Annotated in this window: 18 protein-coding genes; all 18 read right to left on the reverse strand. The window is 52.4% G+C overall.

Translation table 11 applies throughout. The features are described from left to right. Positions 1-377: 377 nt before the first annotated feature. Positions 378-2,417 (reverse strand): DNA topoisomerase III, encoded by a 2,040-nt coding sequence (locus ACRDCA_RS16100; protein ID WP_438690438.1) that lies wholly within the window; start codon positions 2,415-2,417, stop codon positions 378-380. 13 nt (positions 2,418-2,430) lie between these two features. Next, positions 2,431-3,024, reverse strand: a complete 594-nt coding sequence (locus ACRDCA_RS16105) for a hypothetical protein (RefSeq protein ID WP_438690439.1) — start codon at positions 3,022-3,024, stop codon at positions 2,431-2,433. Further along, positions 3,021-3,752 carry a PFL_4669 family integrating conjugative element protein gene (locus tag ACRDCA_RS16110; RefSeq protein WP_438690440.1) on the reverse strand — a complete coding sequence of 244 codons (732 nt, stop codon included), beginning with the start codon at positions 3,750-3,752 and terminating at the stop codon, positions 3,021-3,023. Before ACRDCA_RS16110 ends, ACRDCA_RS16105 begins: the two co-directional genes overlap by 4 nt. A gap of 341 nt (positions 3,753-4,093) precedes the next feature. After that, positions 4,094-5,335: an STY4528 family pathogenicity island replication protein gene (locus ACRDCA_RS16115; protein ID WP_438690441.1), complete on the reverse strand. Its 1,242-nt coding sequence runs from the start codon at positions 5,333-5,335 to the stop codon at positions 4,094-4,096. 113 nt (positions 5,336-5,448) lie between these two features. Continuing rightward, positions 5,449-5,712, reverse strand: coding sequence for a ParE family toxin-like protein (locus ACRDCA_RS16120; protein WP_438690442.1), 264 nt, complete (start codon positions 5,710-5,712; stop codon positions 5,449-5,451). Continuing rightward, positions 5,709-6,326: a DUF2857 domain-containing protein gene (locus ACRDCA_RS16125; RefSeq protein WP_438690443.1), complete on the reverse strand. Its 618-nt coding sequence runs from the start codon at positions 6,324-6,326 to the stop codon at positions 5,709-5,711. The genes ACRDCA_RS16120 and ACRDCA_RS16125 overlap by 4 nt, the downstream gene beginning before the upstream one ends. Positions 6,327-6,368: 42 nt before the next feature. After that, positions 6,369-7,091: a DUF2786 domain-containing protein gene (locus ACRDCA_RS16130; RefSeq protein ID WP_438690444.1), complete on the reverse strand. Its 723-nt coding sequence runs from the start codon at positions 7,089-7,091 to the stop codon at positions 6,369-6,371. Further along, positions 7,091-8,830 carry a ParB family protein gene (locus ACRDCA_RS16135; protein ID WP_438690445.1) on the reverse strand — a complete coding sequence of 580 codons (1,740 nt, stop codon included), beginning with the start codon at positions 8,828-8,830 and terminating at the stop codon, positions 7,091-7,093. Before ACRDCA_RS16135 ends, ACRDCA_RS16130 begins: the two co-directional genes overlap by 1 nt. Before the next feature lie 2 nt (positions 8,831-8,832). Next, a complete protein-coding gene (dnaB-PI, locus tag ACRDCA_RS16140; protein ID WP_438690446.1) occupies positions 8,833-10,182 on the reverse strand; it encodes an SPI-7-type island replicative DNA helicase in 1,350 nt (449 codons plus the stop codon). Then, a complete protein-coding gene (locus tag ACRDCA_RS16145; RefSeq protein WP_438690447.1) occupies positions 10,175-10,837 on the reverse strand; it encodes a hypothetical protein in 663 nt (220 codons plus the stop codon). The genes dnaB-PI and ACRDCA_RS16145 overlap by 8 nt, the downstream gene beginning before the upstream one ends. Beyond that, entirely contained in the window at positions 10,834-11,751 is a 918-nt protein-coding gene (locus tag ACRDCA_RS16150; RefSeq protein WP_438690448.1) for a ParA family protein, read from the reverse strand. Before ACRDCA_RS16150 ends, ACRDCA_RS16145 begins: the two co-directional genes overlap by 4 nt. A 523-nt stretch (positions 11,752-12,274) precedes the next feature. Continuing rightward, positions 12,275-12,919: a helix-turn-helix domain-containing protein gene (locus tag ACRDCA_RS16155; protein ID WP_438690449.1), complete on the reverse strand. Its 645-nt coding sequence runs from the start codon at positions 12,917-12,919 to the stop codon at positions 12,275-12,277. Between the two features lie 416 nt (positions 12,920-13,335). After that, a complete protein-coding gene (locus tag ACRDCA_RS16160) occupies positions 13,336-13,899 on the reverse strand; it encodes a LuxR C-terminal-related transcriptional regulator (RefSeq protein ID WP_438690450.1) in 564 nt (187 codons plus the stop codon). Positions 13,900-13,934: 35 nt separating this feature from the next. Beyond that, positions 13,935-14,642 (reverse strand): helix-turn-helix transcriptional regulator, encoded by a 708-nt coding sequence (locus tag ACRDCA_RS16165; protein WP_438690451.1) that lies wholly within the window; start codon positions 14,640-14,642, stop codon positions 13,935-13,937. Then, positions 14,639-15,259, reverse strand: a complete 621-nt coding sequence (locus ACRDCA_RS16170; RefSeq protein ID WP_438690452.1) for a helix-turn-helix transcriptional regulator — start codon at positions 15,257-15,259, stop codon at positions 14,639-14,641. Before ACRDCA_RS16170 ends, ACRDCA_RS16165 begins: the two co-directional genes overlap by 4 nt. Positions 15,260-15,335: 76 nt before the next feature. After that, positions 15,336-15,872 (reverse strand): fimbrial protein, encoded by a 537-nt coding sequence (locus ACRDCA_RS16175; protein ID WP_438690453.1) that lies wholly within the window; start codon positions 15,870-15,872, stop codon positions 15,336-15,338. Positions 15,873-15,902: 30 nt separating this feature from the next. Then, on the reverse strand, positions 15,903-16,427 hold the full coding sequence (locus ACRDCA_RS16180; protein ID WP_438690454.1) for a fimbrial protein: 525 nt from the start codon (positions 16,425-16,427) through the stop codon (positions 15,903-15,905). A gap of 82 nt (positions 16,428-16,509) precedes the next feature. Then, the gene (locus ACRDCA_RS16185; RefSeq protein ID WP_438690455.1) at positions 16,510-17,490 is read right to left on the reverse strand and encodes a fimbrial protein; all 981 of its coding nucleotides are present in this window, start codon (positions 17,488-17,490) and stop codon (positions 16,510-16,512) included. Positions 17,491-17,518 lie beyond the last annotated feature (28 nt).

Consider the following 17,518-nt stretch of genomic DNA (forward strand, 5'->3'; position numbering starts at 1 on the left):
CTGAAGCATTGGCTGGTTGTCCGAAGACAACGAGTAAGCTTGTTCATTTTTAATGCAAGCACCGAGAGTGTCAACCGTAATATTCTGTTTTGAGAGCCATAAAATAAAAACGGCGTTGATCCGAAAATCAACGCCGCACAGCCGGTACCTTAGCCTTCTGTGAATTCTGTCTAACTCCGGGGAGGAACCTGGTCTCCCGACGCGTTTTTCACGGAGTTGCATGCGTCTTGACAGCCAACCTGAGTGTGGAGGCCGCTGACCGAACTGAAGCAGAAAAAAACATGGACGAATTTTCCCACCACCGCAGTTACGGGGTACCCTGCATCAAAGCCCGCCCACATTAGCAAAACTTTGAGCTATGTACATCAGACAATCTCTTACTCCGCTCCGGTTGTTTTATTTTTAGCCGGTGATTTTGCTTTATAGCGCTTAGCCTTACGACCACCTTTTGCATCAATGTTGATGATGCCCTGGCAAGTGGGGTAATTACTGCAGCCCCAGAAGGCCCCTCCACCTTTCTTGCCTGCACACCGGCGCATCGTCCCACCGCATGTCGGGCACGGCGGTGAAGGTGGCGCAGTGAACTTCACCGCCTGCGTCTTCCCTTTCTCCACCAGGTGCCCAGTCCACTGTGCCTGGCGGCTCATGAACGTATCGAGTGTCATCTGGCCCTGGGCAATCTCGTCCAGCGCCTGCTCCCACAGCGCTGTCATCCCGGGGTTGGTCAACGCGGTCGGTAACGCATCAATCAGTTCCCCGGCGATCGGCGTGGAGAGCAAGATTTTGCCCTTCTTCTCCAGATACCCGCGTTTAAACAGCGTCTCCAGGATACCGGCACGCGTCGCTTCAGTACCCAGTCCCGCGTTCTCTTTCAGCACCTTCTTCAGTTGCGGGTCATTGACGAACGCCGCTGCATTTTTCATGGCGGCGATCAGTGTCCCGTCGGTGAAATGTCCCGGGGGCTTCGTCTGCAGCGCTTTGAGTTCAGCGCCGGCAACCGCGACGGCTTCACCTTTTACCAGTGCCGGCAGCCGGATATCATCCGTGTCGGTCGGTTCTTCTTTCGCCTCGCTCGCGTCATGCTGGAACAACACTTTCCATCCAGCTACCGCCTCGACCTTGCCGCGTGTGCGGAACAGTTGCCCGCCGATATTGAATGTCGCTTCCGTGACATCCACTTCATGTAACGGCAGGAACTGTGCCAGGTAATGCTGCCGGATCAGCTGATAGACCTTGAGCTCGTCGGCAGACAGCTTGCTCAGGTCGAACGGCTGTTTGGTTGGGATAATCCCATGGTGCGCCGTGATTTTTTTGTCATTCCAGATACGGGAAACAAAAGTCCTGTCGAGCCTGGCCACGCTTTCGCTCTGCGTTGGGTCCGTGCGGGTAACAGCGCTCAGCACATCGGCAACCTCTTCCCGCATCGATGTCGGCAGATAGCCGCAATCCGTCCGGGGATACGTGGTGGCCTTGTGCGTCTCATACAGTGACTGCGCGATACTCAGGACCTGGTTGGCGCTCATCCCCCACTTGCGTGAGCAGGCCTGCTGCAAGGTGCCCAGGTCAAAGGCCAACGGCGCGGACTCTTTCTTGCGCTCGGTCCCCACCTCAAGCACAACGGCATTAGCCGTTTGCTGACACAGCTGCACGACGGCCTGCGCCACATTCTGTTGAATACAGCGCTTCTCTTCATCACAGTAGTTGGCGGCAGGTACCCAGTTTGCCGGGAAGGCGATCCCACCTTTCTGCAGCATCGCCCTGACTTGCCAGTACGGTTTGGAGATGAAGTTGGCAATGTCGCGGTCTCGGTTCACGACCAGCGCCAGCGTGGGGGTCTGCACCCGCCCGATCGACAACACCTCGCCGTATCCCTGCTCGCGGGCCTTGAGCGTGTAGAGCCGGGTTAAATTCATCCCCGTCATCCAGTCAGCCCGGGCGCGTGCCAGGCCGGCTTCATACAGAGGAGCGGTCTTCTCGCCAGGGAGTTTGTTTGCCAGGGCATGCCTAATACTGGCCTCATCCAGCGCTGACAACCAGAGCCGCTGAACCGGGCCGGTAAAGTGGCAATGTTCCAGTAACTCCCGCGCGATCACCTCCCCCTCGCGGTCTGCATCGGTCGCAATCACCACGGAATCAACCTGTTTGAGCAACCCGCGGATGACAGCGAACTGATCGGCCGTGTCTTTTTTTACCGCCATTTTCCACTGGGCAGGGACGATAGGAAGAACGGACTCCCGCCAGGGACTGCCGAACTGCTCACCGTAGGTCTCCGGCTGGGCCTGTTCCAGCAGATGCCCGATAGCCCAGGTGACAATGACGCCGGCGCCCGCCAGGTAACCCTGCTTACGCTGCGTCGCCCCGAGTATGGCGCCGATATCTTTACCCTGGCTGGGTTTCTCGCACAGGTAGAGTTGCATCAGATACCCCCCGTCAGCCCAGCTGACCTTTAGCGACCTGCTGCAGCTGCGTCATCAAACGTCCGAGGTAGGCATCGGTCAGGTGCGACGCATCCGGTGAGCTGTACGTCACTTTCAGCCGACTGCCGGCGCCGGACTTGACCACTTCGAGCTCAAGGCGATCATTGCCTTTCCATTCCTGGCCCATCTTGTAATAACTGCCCTGGTTTGCTGACCAGACCGGGCGCGCTTCATCAATAGAGCTCGCGCTCCACTTGCCATGCTGATCACGCTGACGCAGACTTTCCAGTTCTTCGGAGGAGATAAACTGATAATGGCTTTTCAGCCGCGCCGCCGCGGTATCAACGTCCACCGGGAGCGTATACGTATGATGTACATCCTGCCGGGGCCCGGAAATACCGGCCCGGGTCATCCAGGGCATACCGCTCTCGCTGGAGCCACCGCTGCCACCGCTGCCACCGCTGCCACCGCCTGCCAGTGTATGGGCAGCGTCACTGATTTTTTGGTTCCATTCACCCAGCTCAGTGCCTGCACAACCCGTTAACAATAACGCGGTGCAGAGTACACCCGGCATCAAAACAGACTTTACCTGTCGATTCATACTCATGATTTAGCTCCTTTTTTAGAGGAAGTTAATGCAGGGGTCTTGAGTGGTGGCGAGAAAGCAGAGCGGGACGCCCCCGACATAATATCTTCGTCAGGCTCCCCCAGACGCTTTATGGCATCCGTACCGACCAGAGTTTGGAGACGAATATCATCACGCGTAACGGCTACGGAACGATACTGTTGTACCACCCCATAAACCTGGCGCACCCAATGCCCCCCCTGACTCAATAAGTCATCCCGCTTTTGTCGGGAGATCAACCCGTAGTGCCATGCCTGGAATGCTTTCATCGCCAGTTGATCAAAGCCAACGAGTAACCAGACACAGCGATACCCGAGCGGGGTACGACTAAATACACCGATATTCAGCGGAGATACTGATGAGACTTCTGACATCGACACCTGGCCTGGCAAGCTGGATAAGACGGTATCAAGCTCTGCTACTGCGCTCTGCAATCGTGCAGTGCCACGTTCAATAGCCTGCTCCAATGACAACATCGCGCCATCGGCATAAGGATTGTCAGCGTTTGAATCAGCATTAATTTTCCCGGCTCGGGCGATGACCTGAGGCATGCTGACTATTTGTGGTTTATTTGACTCCTTCTCACGCTGCCTCCCTTCCCATAACAATATTGCATATTGTGTATGTAACTGGACGGTTAACGTCGATTTCAGTGCCCCGGCTCGCGTCTGTGCAGGCTTGTGTTGGGTATTCTCTGTTGAATCTGCCATTTTGATCATCCTTCTAACTACTGGGAGTATGTTTGGCTTGAAATAGTCTCGACAGACACCATTCGCAGCAATTCAAAACTCTTTTTCTGTACGAAATGAAAAAGAGTGCCTTGGTTGGTACCCTATTCGGTTTTCCCCACAAAGCCGCAGCCTAAGTAGTGCATTTTTTATCCACTACTGACGCTGCAAGAACGGACTTTTTATTAACCACCGCTGACACTTCCAACAGCGGTTACTTTTTAATCACTGTTGACACTGTCAACAGCGGTGACTTTTCAACCAATGCTACCAGTGGTAGTGGTGGTCTATTTTTGAACAACTTGATTATCTGCACTCACGACTCATTTTTTTGCCCGCATCATTTGCTGGCGCAATTTGGCCACAACACCGCTCACATGGTCCCGCGACGCCAGGTGTTGGCGGACTGGATCTGTTGGTTTTGCTGGCGCCGCAGAGCAAGGTATTTGGCGTCGCGGTACAGGCCTGGCAGGTTCTGGGGATTTGGCACTCGCATACAGCTCACCGTTCCGGGCGCGCTTGATCACCGCCAGCAGCCAGCCAGTGGGGTTATTCAGGCTGCCTTTGGCCATCGCCTGCTCAAGACTCTCCAGTACCTGACGGGCAACCTCTGCAGGCAATGCCTTAAGCTGGACACCAATCTGCCGCTGATCATCCGTCGCTATGCTGTTCTGCAGTTCGGCCGGTAACTCAGGTACGTACGTTGTTTTATTCACACTCTGTGTGAAAGAACGTACGTTACAGTTCGGTTTCGGTGATGCACCGTAAGTGACTGATTTCAGGATGAGTTCGGAAAGCGAACTCGGTGTTTTGCCTCCCTGTTTTACACTGAGTTCGGTATCCGAACCCGGGGATTTTTTACTGAGTTCGCCGTCCGAACTGGGGGAATTGTCCTGCCGTTGAGACACTCTGGCGGCCATCTGTTGCGGGGTTTGTGGTGAGCCCAGTCGTTCAGCAATTGCCGCCATCTGGGAATGCTGATGACGCATTGTCGGGTCATTTTGAATATCGGACAGTACCGACCAGGCCGTCTGGTTGACGGTGCGGTTTTTATGCGCGCAGCCCATGGCGACCGTATCCAGCCAGGTTGGATCCAATGTCTCCGCATCACGGGCCGAGAGTGGCTCATCGTGTTGGGCATAGATATTCCCCCTCACCCGCCCCTTGTCGTCACGCACACACCGGCACAGACTGAGCCAGCCGGTCAGGCGTAACATCAGCAACACGCGGCTGACAGTCTCGCGGGACGCCTTACCGTTAAACGGCGAGGCGAGCTGCAGCTGCAGTTCGTCATAGGTGGGGAATACGGCGCCCTGGTTCTGTTGCGCGTACAGGCGGATCATTATCCACGCGGTTTTATCAAGCGGTGACAGACGGGTATCCAGGAGCAACCGACGGGGGATGGAATCATGCACATTGCCCATGTACAGCAGGCCGCTGCGCAGATTCGTGACATCGGTAATCCCCGCGTGCTTTTCCGCGCCTATTCGTTCTGCCATGCGGGCATTCATTTGTTCGAGCGTAAAGGTGATCAGGCTGTCATCAGGTGTTTTATTTATGCTCATCGATTTTGCGCATCCTTTTACGCTGCCCCCGCCCACAGGGCGAAGGCATCAAGCTGTTGTTGGCCTAACGGCACTCAGGCCTGTACCCGACACCAGGTACAGGGTGAATGTCATCACTTCCACAGTTCATTGTTGTAGCGCTCGTGGGTCAACAGCTCCCAGTCATCACCACTGTTTCGGCTAAGCAGTCGCCAACTGGTACCGATATCAATTTTCATCCAGGCACGCCCGGGGGCGTGCTTGCCTTTGACATGAAGGTGCTTGTAATTACGCTCCCCGCGGCGGAAGCGCTTGACCTGCTCCTTCGCCTTTTTCTGACAGGACGGCGGCACCGAACGGGGGACCTGCAACCCCGGCATTAATATCACCGGCTTCATGCCAGCCTCCTTGCATTTCCTCCCGGCGTACGCACGGCCTGAATGGCTTTTCTGGCAGTCGCAGTCTGAGGGGCATCGAAGCTGCGAACGGCATGCCAGACAGCCGTCAGGGAAACATCCATCTGCTCGGCGGCCAGCATCATGACGTCCAGTCCCTCTGCACTGGAGGTGTCATCGATGTCAGCTTTTTGCCACTGGCGCCACAATGCCGCGTTCTCGTCATCGCTGAGCGCCGCACAGCGTCCCTGACGAATGTTGATACCGGTCATGCGCCGGCGGGCGGCAACTTCAACGGTGGAAAGGCCAAAATAGTGTTGCATCATTTCGATAGAGCCCCCCAATGCCAAAGCCCGATCAATCCGTTGCATGCGCTGCTGCTCGCGGCGTGCGTGCTGCAACATCAATGAGAAATTCTCGTGATGGATTTGAAAGGTCAGCACCGATACCGAGCTGTTCATCAGGTAATGCAGGTCCTCAATGGTCAAACCGTGCAGCAACTGCATCTCTTCCGTTGTCAGCCCCAGCGACTCACAACGGCGGATATAACCTGATTTAAGTTCCATCACGAGCTGAGTGAGCAGGCTGTTCGTCGCCTGAGACAAGCTATTACTCATAGTGAATCCCCCCGGCATTAATGAAGGTCAACAAATAAGGACTCATGAGTTACGTCCTCCCTGATAACCAATTCCTGCGGCAGCGGCCCCCTGAACACCCTGGTGTAATCGGGCGTTCTGGCCTGCCTCGTATCCACGTAAACGGGCAATATCATCACCGCGGCAGGCTTTCGGGGTGCGCGTTTGCAGCTCCCCCATCTTTTGGCTTTCCAGCCAGGTCCCCATCAGCTCGCATTCCTGTTCAGTAACGGTAAACGTCGTAATTACTCTCCGAACGCCGGCAACCCAGCCGGCACGAAACTGCTCTGCTTGTGCACGGCGCGTACTCATTTTCAGGCGCTTATTCTGGGTTTTCAGGTAGTCTGCAGTCGCATCTTTCAACTGCCGGCTCAGCACATCGAACGCATAAGCCGCAACGGCCGGCCGCTCACTAAAACCGTAGAACGTCACGTTGCGGCGCTGGCCTGAAGCGGTATCGCGCCAGGAGAAATACAAACGGCATCCAAAGGCTCGGGCAATCGCCCACGCCAGACCAGACATCCATTCGGGCAGTTTTTGTTTCGCTTCGGAAGGTGCTCCCCGGCTCGGTGCCGTCTGAAGAGAAGAAAGGCTGGCCTCCAGTTCGCTGATGCCGTATTTCTGCATCAGTTTTTGCGCCCGGGCTAACGCCAGCCCAGCCTCATGCGCATTGCTGTTGCTGCGAGCCAGCTCAAGCAGTTTGCGCACCAGTTTCACCAGGCGCGCCTGTCGTTGTGAATGGCTCATCAGGCTGTCTCCTCTGTTGCAGATAAGTCACGCTGCAGTTCACGCAGACGACGCAAAACGCGAATAAGACGCATCAATTTCACGGCATGAATATCGTCAAGCAAAGGCCAGTCGGCCGCATTTTCCGAACCGATAAGGGCCTCATTGAGCGAGCTGGATGAAGCACCGTCCAGATTGTTGCCGGCAAGGGTCAGGAGTAACGCGGTGAAGCGAGATGGGCGTTCGGCAGTCAATGCGTAGCCGACAGCTCGCAAGTCGGCTTTATCGGATTTGATTTCAGCTTCGCAGCCCGCCACTTCGGCCAGCTCGAATGCCAATCGGAAGGTGATCACCTGCAGGTGCTCGATATCGTCCTGCAGGGCAGAAATAGCCCAAATGGAAGAAACCGGCTCAAGTCCTACCTCAGCGAAGGGCACCTCTGCAGCAGGGGCTACACCTTGCTTTGGCTGTGTCCCGGTATTGCTGTGAGGGGCGGTCGACTCATGAGCGCCAGGCAGAGGGGCTTCATTGACGGTGGTATTTTCACCGTCTAAAACCGTTTCAACGTCACCAGATAACACCGAAGGAGCACCGTATAAATCAGGTTGCGTTTCAAGACGTGGTTCAGTTTTAGTTGTAGGCGTTTCCTCTTCCTGAGTCTCCTGTGATTCCTCATCAGCATCACCCGTTGACTCATCTAACGCACTGTCCAGCACCAAAGAAGTGCCACCACCCAGCATTTCAGGTTCCGTTTGCCCACCGGTATCTTCCTGTTGCAGTGCTGGCGCCAGCTCGACAGTATTGCCCTTGCCTGACAACTTGGGCGTTAACGTCGGCTCACCAAGGTGCTTGCGCCGGTTTTGCTCTTTGGGATCGAGCTCCAGTAACCAGCGGTCATAATTGAGCAACGGGTGTGGTAACGCGTTAATGAGTGCCCCAATCAACTCATCACGGAACATATCCAGTGAATACAATTCAGGATCATTAAATTGAGAACATACCCTACCGAATACCGACTTAAATGCCTCTTGAGATCCCCCTTCTATTACAAAATCCAGCCAGGTCTTTTCGGCATGAGCACGCAATGCAAGTAAGTGCTGAATCTGAGGGCGACCCAAACCTGATTCAAGAAGTGCTGGCATATAAGGATGCAGATACTGGACGGTGTCCTCCATCCGACTAATGTTAGAACTATGGACTGGATAGCCAGATTCCCCCAACAGCGTTGAAAGTTCACGTAAAGAAACTGTTTTACCCAATTGATCTTCAAAAAGTGTGCGTGCTTGCTTGATCCCAAACGCTTTCTCGATAAATGTCAGATCTCCACGCACTTCATTTTCAGCCAGGTGACCTATCACGCAGGATAATCGTCCTGGCCATGGTTTGAACACACAAGAGAAGCGATAAAATCGTTCTTCTCCCGTTTCCTGCCAGAGCTCGGAAAGAATGGCATAACGCGTATTCCCCCCATCACTGAAGAAGTACCCCAGCTCGGGGCGCTCTGGATCACGGGTTACTTTCGGCACAGTGTCCAACCCGCGCGCCCGAATTGACGCTTTAATATCATCATATTTTGGGTTGCGGGTGGTTCGTGGGTTATCCGGGTTCGGGTTCACTTCATCCAGTGTCAGTACCATTGGCATTTCACTGACGGGGGTCTCCGCCGCCACAGGAGCTAAAGGTTGTGTGCCTGCTGCAGTCTTGCCCTGCTGGAGCAAAGCACTGTTCAGATCGAGGATCTTGGTTTTAGCACGCGCCATGGTTACGCCCTCCCCGAGTATTGGTCATACAGACCGTCGTGGAGGTCGCTGAACGCGGTGAATTGCCCTTCAAACTTGACGCGAACGGTACCCGTTGCGCCCTGCCGCTGTTTACCAATGATAATTTCTGCCGTGCCGGCATCATCAGAATCAGCGTAATAGACCTCATCCCGGTAGATGAAGGCGATCACATCGGCATCCTGCTCCAGCGCACCTGAATCGCGCAGATCCCCATTAAAGGGACGTTTGTCAGCGCGGCTTTCCAGCTGACGGTTCAGCTGAGAGAGTGCTACGACGGGACAATCGAGTTCTTTGGCCAGCGCTTTCAGGCTGCGGGAAATTTCCGCGATTTCCTGGGTGCGATTTTCCTGGCCAGGGCAACGCATCAGCTGCAGGTAATCGACCATGATTAAACCCGGCTTACCGTACAACCGGAAATAGCGGCGTGCCCTGGAGCGTAGCAGTGCGGGGGTCAAATACGATTCATCGTCAATAATCAGGCGGTTTTCCAATGGCAACAACCGCTCCATCGCCTTGGAAATACGGCCCCAATCTTCATCATCCAGCTGGCCACTGCGCAGACGTGAAAGTTCAACCCGCCCGTCTACAGCAATCAGGCGTTGAAGCAGCTGCTCCCGCGGCATTTCCAGGCTAAAGAAGAATGCAGGTTTCTCCGTGCCACGAAGCGCGCCGGTGTAGGCGCTCAACGCAAAGGCGGTTTTACCCATCGACGGCCGTGCAGCAAGCAAAACCAAATCCCCGGGCTGCAGACCACACGTCATCACATCAAGCTCTGAAAAACCGGTCGGGGTGCCGGTGATACCATTACCGCCATTCACCGTCTCCAGATAGGTCACGACAGCATTCAGCCCATCGGTCAGGCTGACATTCTGCTGTGACTGGGTTTGCTCAGAGAGCAGGAACAATTGATGTTCAGCACGTTCGGTCAGAGCCGCGGACTCAGCGCGCGGATTGGCAGCATCAGCGCTCAATTCACGTCCGAGCTGCAACAGGCTTCGCAGACGACTGCGTTCAGCGACAATCCCGGCGTAGGCGACAATATTGGCTGCGCTCGGTGTGTTTTTAGACAACTCCGCCAGATAGGCAAAACCGCCTACCTGCTCGAGCTCACCATTTTGTTCCAGTGATTCGTGGAGCGTAATCAGATCAATCGGCTGCTGAACAGCCATCAGACGAGCCATGGCCTGGAAAATTCGGCGATGTACCGCCAGATAAAAATCACGATCTCCAACCAATGGGAGAACGTCATCCCACCGTTGGTTATCCAACATCAAGCCACCGAGAACGGCCTGCTCAGCATCGGAGGAATAAGGGATAGTCAAGTCAGTCATGGCGAACCTCCGGCTCTTCACTGCCCGTTGTCAACGGGCACTCAAGAAAAGTCGGGCAGGAAGAACATACACCCATCCCGGTTTCACGATTGATCTTAAGCCAACTGCATGGCTTGCTGTTTTTATCCAGGCAGGCGTGGCCATCTGTACAACCGCACCCTACGCAAGTTGCCTTTAGGTCCGTATTATCGTCATCTGCGCCACGGATATGCTCAAGCACCGCAGCTGCCTCATACGGAGCCTCGGCCATTTCGAGAAGACATTCGGCATCATAGAAGCTGGCAGCATGATTGGTTTTTGCCATCATCAACGCATGCATTTTCAGCATGCGGCGCAGCGCATTCTCCGTGGTTTCCAAATTACGATTAAGCACATTGACGTAAGCCAGTAGCTGTGGTGCTGCAGCGGCCAGATAACCATTAGCCCGTTGCTCCTCAAGACTCACATCACGGCTCCCACCTTTATCCGACCAGTGCTCAAGCCCAAGTTTTTCCCAGTCTGGAACAATCGCGACATTAGGGATTTCCAGATGCTCGAAGCCGTTGACATCCACGACAGTGACGCCATCGCTATAGAGTTCAAGAACCTGCCAGGGTGCAGGTGCGGCTAACTCGCGCTGTTCATTAAGAAAGGTCACAAGCTGTTCAATATTCATTTATTTGCCTCCTGACGCAGAACGTCGAAGTCGGCAATCCAGTTAGGGAACAACTCGCAGGCCAGCTCATACATAGTGTCAGCAGCAGCGAGCGTTGATGTACGGGTGGTGGTTCTTTCGAGACGATGAACAGGTTGGCCGGAAGCATGCCCCATTTTGTAAATTTCCAGCTTGGGGATGATGGTATCGAGAAGAGAGACGTCGAAGGTATCTGCACGCAAATATTGGCCGTTTGCGATAATGCCGCGCAGACTATTCAGGGTCTGCCAGTCCAGATTGGTGTACTCCATACAGTTCGTCAGAATACGGATACGCGGTAACGCAATACCGTAGCTGGTCAGCGGCAATAATCCTTCCATCAACCCCAATGTGCCACGCAGAAACTCACGCGTATCCGGCAGTATAGGCTTGATAACCCCGACAGCGAATTCCGTACTGGCTACCAGGATCAGTTCAAGCATCACAGACGCCGCACCTTTGGAGTCAATGATGATGACGTCGTACTCGTTGAACAAAGGGTGCTGCAGAACATTCTTCAGCCGCATACGACCATCAGGGGCATGCAGCATGGCAGAAGATAAACGGTCATGGGGATCGTTGGAAACAATGATGTCCAGATTTGGGATAGCGGAACGGGAGATGATTTGTTCGGGGTGATTGAGGTCGACCGTCTTCATCAACAGCTCATACAAACCGTTGGGGGCCTCATATTCCAGGGAGAAAATGCTGCTTGCGGTGGGTTGGGAGTGGTCACCATCAATGAGGAGAGTCTTTTTACCTGCATCGGCAAGGAAACCGGCAAGGTTGGCGCTTTGAGTGGATTTACCTTCTCCGCCTTTGGTTGAAACCATAGGCACGATTTGTGGCTTAGCACTGACAGAAGCAGTAGTGGCTTTTGTAACGATATTGTCCATGTGTACACTCGAATTTAGTTGATTCGAGCATAAACACCATAGAAAACTATAGCTTACCCACTTTTTACATCTTGTTACCTACGACACGGGGATTGAAAATCCCCGTGTCCTTGGTTCGATTCCGAGTCCGGGCACCATCATTTAGAAGAACCCGCCTATGGCGGGTTTTTTGCTTTCTGCGTACGGACTCTTCATCAAACTACGTTCGATTATGAGCTACATCCCTGTCGCTCACCCTTGCGGGCCAACGCAAAGCGTTGTTCAAGTTTGTTCCAGACAAACTTGTCCGAGTCCGGGCACCATCATTTAGAAGAACCCGCCTATGGCGGGTTTTTTTGCTTTCTGAGTACGGACTCTCCATCGAACTACGTTCGATTATGAGCTACATCCTTGTCGCTCACCCTTGTGGGCCAACGCAAAGCGTTGTTCACATTTGTTCCAGACCAACTTGTCCGAGTCCGGGCACCATCATTTTTCGAGTTTACAAAGGAAACCCAATAATTATTTACACAGAAAAAATAGATTAATATTTTTCAGGTAAATTAATTATTTTCACAAGCTTACCACGGTCGGTGGTTATATACCCACCTGCTTTAAGATCGGAAATTATACCCATTATCCTGCTACGTGACAAAGGGACTTTATTCATAATGTAATTTGCTATGGTAATATTACTTCGCATATTTATATCTTCACTCATCAGTTCGAATAGCTGATAGCGAATGACACTGTATGCGTTAGGGGTACTAATACGTTGGGAAAAGACGAAAATCTTTTTGGAAGCGACAAGCAGATGTTTGGAAAATAGTTCCCAAGCGTTATTTTTGACAATCAAATCCCTGGCCTGACTCGAGAGGATCGTCCCTATCTGGCATGGGCATAATGTTTTTAAGTAACCCTCTATAAATGAATCCGGAGAGTTCCCTATCCCAGCCAAGGCAGGTGACGTCATAGTAAACATATTCAGATTGTCATTACCTCGATAGAGAGAAACATTTCCTTTGATTATTAAGTAGGTAATGAAATCGCCATTTTGTAAAAGATTAAGTTTTTTACCTTCAGGATAAATTCGAATTATAGAGTGATCTTTTAATATATTCACGATATCCTGTGCATGGGGTGATACCTGTGAATTGATTGTTGAGTGAGCATTGTTTTTGTCCATCATAATCATCCTGTAGGTGATAATTACACTCATTCCTCATCGAGTAGAGGATTAACACTTCTTAAATTACCAGCCAAGTATTAATATAGCGTCACTGATGGTTGTTAATTGGTTTCAGCGTAAGGACTCTGTTAATTTATCAAGACTAAAGGTGTAATTATTTTATTAGTCAGCATTATAAATATAGCTAACATTACAGAGTTTTTCTGGGAATTTTTTCTGAGCGATTTTTTATGTTGTCTACAAGAGGGCTCACATAAACCGGATATAGGAAAACGGCTGATGCTGACTTGGGGAACAACTGGCTTTACGACCCCCGGTTCCAAACCAATACGGTTTTCGCTGCGATTTTTATTTATAATTAACAGGATAGGATGGGACAGGGCCGAACACAGGTTCGACCCGAGAAAAAATACGTGTCAAAGCGGTGACAGCCCCTGGAATATCTTGCTGAAGATCAGCAAAGAGCGCGCATTGAGATGACTCAATCCTAATTTTTTCAGTGCGCTGAGCTTGTGAGAGAAAATAGTTTTAACCGATAAATTCAACTCTCTAGAAATCCCATAGGGTGTTTTTCCGGTAGCCAACCAGCCCATAATGTCGATTTCCCGTCTTGTCAGAAACGACAAGTCTTTCAGATAGGCAAAGTTGGTGTCTAAAAACAGCGGGAGCGTATCGAGCTGCATTTTTTTTGACAGTACCCCCTGCGACCACTGCTTGATGTTTTCCATGGTTCTTTCAGAGGCATTATCCATAATCAGCAACGTCCGGGTACCCTGCTTGCGTGCTGAGGTCAGCAGTTTGGTAAGCAAATCGGTACGTTCAATAGCCAAAATCAACGTGTCTTCGCGATTAAAGTGAGGTATTACTACGGTTACTTGATCCATCGCGATGTCGATAATCGTCACGTTTTTACTGATAGCAGCAAACAGCGTGATTACGCCAAGTGTGAAATAACTATCATCGCAAGCCAGGTAAATCATGCAGCACGTCCTGTGGAGGTTATTCTGTCGCTCGCCTACGGTGAGCTATAGCGAAGGTGTTTGGCAAATTGTTGCCCGTTGTCCAGGCAGTAGGTTTTTTCATTCAGGTTTTTCACCCGTGCAAACAGTTCTATTTCATTGCTTACCTGCAGTTTGTGCATCAAGTGGCGCTTATGCGTGCTCACCGTTTTCACACTGCGGCACAACCGGCTGGCAATTTGCGTCACGCTATAGCCAGCATGCAGCAATTCAATCACCTGCAATTCCGCCTCCGTTAGCCGGTATAGCTCAGACGACGAGGTAGACGATGTTGTCAAAGCCACCAGTAGTGGGCTGATAACCTGTGTACCGGTCAGTACCTGTTGCAGTTGTTGGCCTAGCAACGACTCCGACGCCTGTAACGCTAACACCGAGATAAAAGACTGCCTGGACAGATTGGCTAACTGATGCCGAGGCAGTTCCTCGGTGATCACCACCAACGGTTGGTTTCCGCGGATGTTTTGTAACCATTCCAGCCAGTCCACCCCATAGGCGGCGTTTCTTTCTGCGTCGCGAATATCGCTCACCACCAGATCGGCCTGGGTCAGTGTGGACAGGCGTGCCATTTCACCGAAGGACGCCGATGCCTGAAAGGTAAAATCGGGCAAATGGCGCTGGAGAATGTGCATTAAGCCGATGCGGGAAAAAGTACAGCCATGCATGACAACGCCTTGTTTTCCCTGTGTTGGAGTGCCCAATTTCATGCCAAGGCCTCTTCTGCCATCAACCGACCGCCCAGCACTTGTAACTCGCCACGGCTGGCCATGTTGAGTTTGCTGAGTAAAGATTGCTTATGAGCGCTGATGGTGCGAACGTCTTTATGCATCAATTCGGCTACCCGGGTTACGCTCTTGCCAGCGAGCAAACATTGAGCCACATTACGTTCCTGTTGAGTGAATCTCACGAGATGAAAATCCGATTTAGTGGGCTTTAGGTAATGCACCAATTCTGGTGCGTCAATCGCACCTTTGAACACGTCATCAACCCCAAACGCCAGCAGCAAATCCACCAGATGCGGCAACTCTTTGCGCAGATAAGCCACGATACGGAGCTTTTTATTGCAGCGCATAATCAACGACAGTTGCTGCAATAACGTCAATGCCTCCGTTCGGTGGCCAACGGCACTCAGCAGCACCGTATCAACCGAGTGGTGCAACGCAGCATCGGCCAGTATGTCCGTGTCGCTGATGCGGATCAGCGCAACGTCTTTCCCCAAGGTTGTCCGGAGCATCTGTCGAATACCCAGCCAGGTGATGTCGTAAGGCTCCAGCACCAGAATGCTACGTAAAGAAATGTGGGTATTTTCCGTGAGAAAAGACATGCCTGCCTCCCTATGGAATATCAGCCAGTTAACGTGGCGAGGCAATGTGCACCCCGCCGGATAGAGGACAACAGCATTACTGGTAGGTGAAGTTCACCAGTACGCTGCTGGATACTTGCCCGGCCTGCGCACCACCTGAAGGTGTATACATGCGGGCTGCCAGCGGAAAGGTCGCCGTGCCGGTGAGCGTATCGACGTTGACGGTCATGGTACTGCCCGTAGAAAGTACTGCACTGTGGTCCGCGTCCTTTGCCATCTGCACGGCCATATAAGGCGCGGCGGAGGCTACCGGCTCGGTATTGGCAAACAACGTGGCATTGGTGCCATCCGGTGTGCCGGTAAAGGTCACCGTGGTCTGGCTGGTACCCGCTGGGCAGTTGGTCAGGTTGAGCGCAAAGCTTTTCCAGTCACCAGCGTCATTGGCATTCTGGAAGTGGGTTCTGCCCAGCGTACCGAGATTGACCTCCTGCGCCCCTGCCAGCACCGGGCTGACGGTACAAGATGAGGCAATGACCTTGCCAGTGATTGTGACATCGGCGGCCTCCGTCTTCGTGCCCGGCAAGACAGCGAGGGCGGACAGCAACATGTTGAGGACAAAAACACGTTTAAACATAAATGACTCTCCTGCCAGGTGACGACCCAATCAGTTGTAGGTGAAGTTCATCAGCACCACGGTACTGATGTTACCAACAGTGGCACCACCTGCGGTGCTGTAAGGACGAGCCTGCAAGTCGAAGGTGGCATTTCTGCTGGCATCAACGTTTACGGTCATGGTGCTGTTTTTGCCCTTGTCGGCGATGGTGGCGGAACGGTTTTGCACCTGCACGGACACGTTGGTGGCATAACCGGCACCGGTGGTGTTGGCGTACTTGTTGGCATCCGCACCGTCGGCGGTACCGTCAAAGGTGGCGGTGACAGTAGAGGTTCCCGCTGGGCAACTGCTCAGTGTCACATCAAAGGTTTTCCAGGTACCTGAAGAGGCCGCCGGGTTCAGGGTAGCTGCGGTGACATCGGGCATGATGACCGAGTAAGCTCCGCTGTTGTTGATGGTACAGGCGGCGGCGGTGACCTTGCCGGTAATGGTAATGGTGGTATCGGCCGCATGTGCCGCCAGCGAGCAGGAACCCATAACCAGTACCGCAATCAGTCCTTTGGTAAATACTGTCATTTTAATACTCCTTTTTTAAACGGTTTAATTGTGTAACAACCCCCTGTCGTAAAAACAGGGTGTTATTTGTTGATGAGCTAAATTAGTTATAAACAATCGTTGCGTAAGCAATAGCACTGACCGTGCCGACATCGGGATTATTGGCCAGCGCATAATAACGGGCGATCAGAGGGACCGTAGTACTACCGTTAATCGCTCCCAGGTTAAGGTAGGTCCCCGCAGTGGTAGGGACAGGGGTACTACCACTTAATATTTGTATTCCTACGCTAGCGGCATTCGCGCTGCCACTGAGATTGCGGAACACCGCATTGCTGTTGTCTACAATATTGCCGCTAAAGGTCAAGGAAATATTGCTGGCAGAGGTACAATTTAATGGAATGCTGAATGTCTTGTCCTTGCTGGTATTACCGGCAGTTGCCAGTTGAGATGTATTACCATCATCCAGATTAACCGCAATGGCCGACTGTGTCACGGTACATGCAGGCGTCGTAGGTGTAATAATCATAGGCGCCCCCAAATAGATATCAAACCATGGGACAGCTTCCATTGTGGCATGCATTAAAACTTGCGGGGCAAAAGTCCCACCGGATAATGGTCCTGTTTTCACAAATTCAATTAAAACTGAGCCAGCACCTACACCACTACTATAAGGACCCGCCTGAACGGCTGATGTTGGCCAATAACCAAAAAAGCTTGCAGGCCAACCGCCGTTTATTCTGCCACGATAAGACAATCCGGCTATGCTTGTAGGGTAGAGATTCCCATTTGGCACCCCCTCTCCCGTTAAAGTAAAATGGCTCCCGGTTGAATAAGGTATCGGGCAATCTCCGCTGCTACTAAATCCTGGCCATGAGAGACTCGCACTTGCCACTACGGTTCCTACAGGCAAACTAGGGCTAAGACTAATGCTTGCTGGTGGAGTAATACTTTGACGGTGAGGAGTACATGCCATCGCTGAGTTAATGAAGCAAATATTACTCACCCCAATTAACATTAATGCGGTCAGTAAATAGCGTAACGTCTTCTTGTTCACGAAAAGTATTTTCAATATAGATTTCATCATGGTATTCCTTACGTTCAGACAAGCGTTA

The organism is Serratia sp. (in: enterobacteria) (assembly GCF_051654945.1).
Classification (GTDB): Bacteria; Pseudomonadota; Gammaproteobacteria; order Enterobacterales; family Enterobacteriaceae; genus Chania.

What these genes read in the sequence shown, in the direction of transcription:
- ACRDCA_RS16100 (WP_438690438.1), bottom strand. Translation starts at nt 2,417, where the DNA reads ATGCAACTCTACCTGTGCGAGAAACCCAGCCAGGGTAAAGATATCGGC.
- ACRDCA_RS16105 (WP_438690439.1), bottom strand. Translation starts at nt 3,024, where the DNA reads ATGAGTATGAATCGACAGGTAAAGTCTGTTTTGATGCCGGGTGTACTC.
- ACRDCA_RS16110 (WP_438690440.1), bottom strand. Translation starts at nt 3,752, where the DNA reads ATGGCAGATTCAACAGAGAATACCCAACACAAGCCTGCACAGACGCGA.
- ACRDCA_RS16115 (WP_438690441.1), bottom strand. Translation starts at nt 5,335, where the DNA reads ATGAGCATAAATAAAACACCTGATGACAGCCTGATCACCTTTACGCTC.
- ACRDCA_RS16120 (WP_438690442.1), bottom strand. Translation starts at nt 5,712, where the DNA reads ATGAAGCCGGTGATATTAATGCCGGGGTTGCAGGTCCCCCGTTCGGTG.
- ACRDCA_RS16125 (WP_438690443.1), bottom strand. Translation starts at nt 6,326, where the DNA reads ATGAGTAATAGCTTGTCTCAGGCGACGAACAGCCTGCTCACTCAGCTC.
- ACRDCA_RS16130 (WP_438690444.1), bottom strand. Translation starts at nt 7,091, where the DNA reads ATGAGCCATTCACAACGACAGGCGCGCCTGGTGAAACTGGTGCGCAAA.
- ACRDCA_RS16135 (WP_438690445.1), bottom strand. Translation starts at nt 8,830, where the DNA reads ATGGCGCGTGCTAAAACCAAGATCCTCGATCTGAACAGTGCTTTGCTC.
- dnaB-PI (WP_438690446.1), bottom strand. Translation starts at nt 10,182, where the DNA reads ATGACTGACTTGACTATCCCTTATTCCTCCGATGCTGAGCAGGCCGTT.
- ACRDCA_RS16145 (WP_438690447.1), bottom strand. Translation starts at nt 10,837, where the DNA reads ATGAATATTGAACAGCTTGTGACCTTTCTTAATGAACAGCGCGAGTTA.
- ACRDCA_RS16150 (WP_438690448.1), bottom strand. Translation starts at nt 11,751, where the DNA reads ATGGACAATATCGTTACAAAAGCCACTACTGCTTCTGTCAGTGCTAAG.
- ACRDCA_RS16155 (WP_438690449.1), bottom strand. Translation starts at nt 12,919, where the DNA reads ATGATGGACAAAAACAATGCTCACTCAACAATCAATTCACAGGTATCA.
- ACRDCA_RS16160 (WP_438690450.1), bottom strand. Translation starts at nt 13,899, where the DNA reads ATGATTTACCTGGCTTGCGATGATAGTTATTTCACACTTGGCGTAATC.
- ACRDCA_RS16165 (WP_438690451.1), bottom strand. Translation starts at nt 14,642, where the DNA reads ATGAAATTGGGCACTCCAACACAGGGAAAACAAGGCGTTGTCATGCAT.
- ACRDCA_RS16170 (WP_438690452.1), bottom strand. Translation starts at nt 15,259, where the DNA reads ATGTCTTTTCTCACGGAAAATACCCACATTTCTTTACGTAGCATTCTG.
- ACRDCA_RS16175 (WP_438690453.1), bottom strand. Translation starts at nt 15,872, where the DNA reads ATGTTTAAACGTGTTTTTGTCCTCAACATGTTGCTGTCCGCCCTCGCT.
- ACRDCA_RS16180 (WP_438690454.1), bottom strand. Translation starts at nt 16,427, where the DNA reads ATGACAGTATTTACCAAAGGACTGATTGCGGTACTGGTTATGGGTTCC.
- ACRDCA_RS16185 (WP_438690455.1), bottom strand. Translation starts at nt 17,490, where the DNA reads ATGATGAAATCTATATTGAAAATACTTTTCGTGAACAAGAAGACGTTA.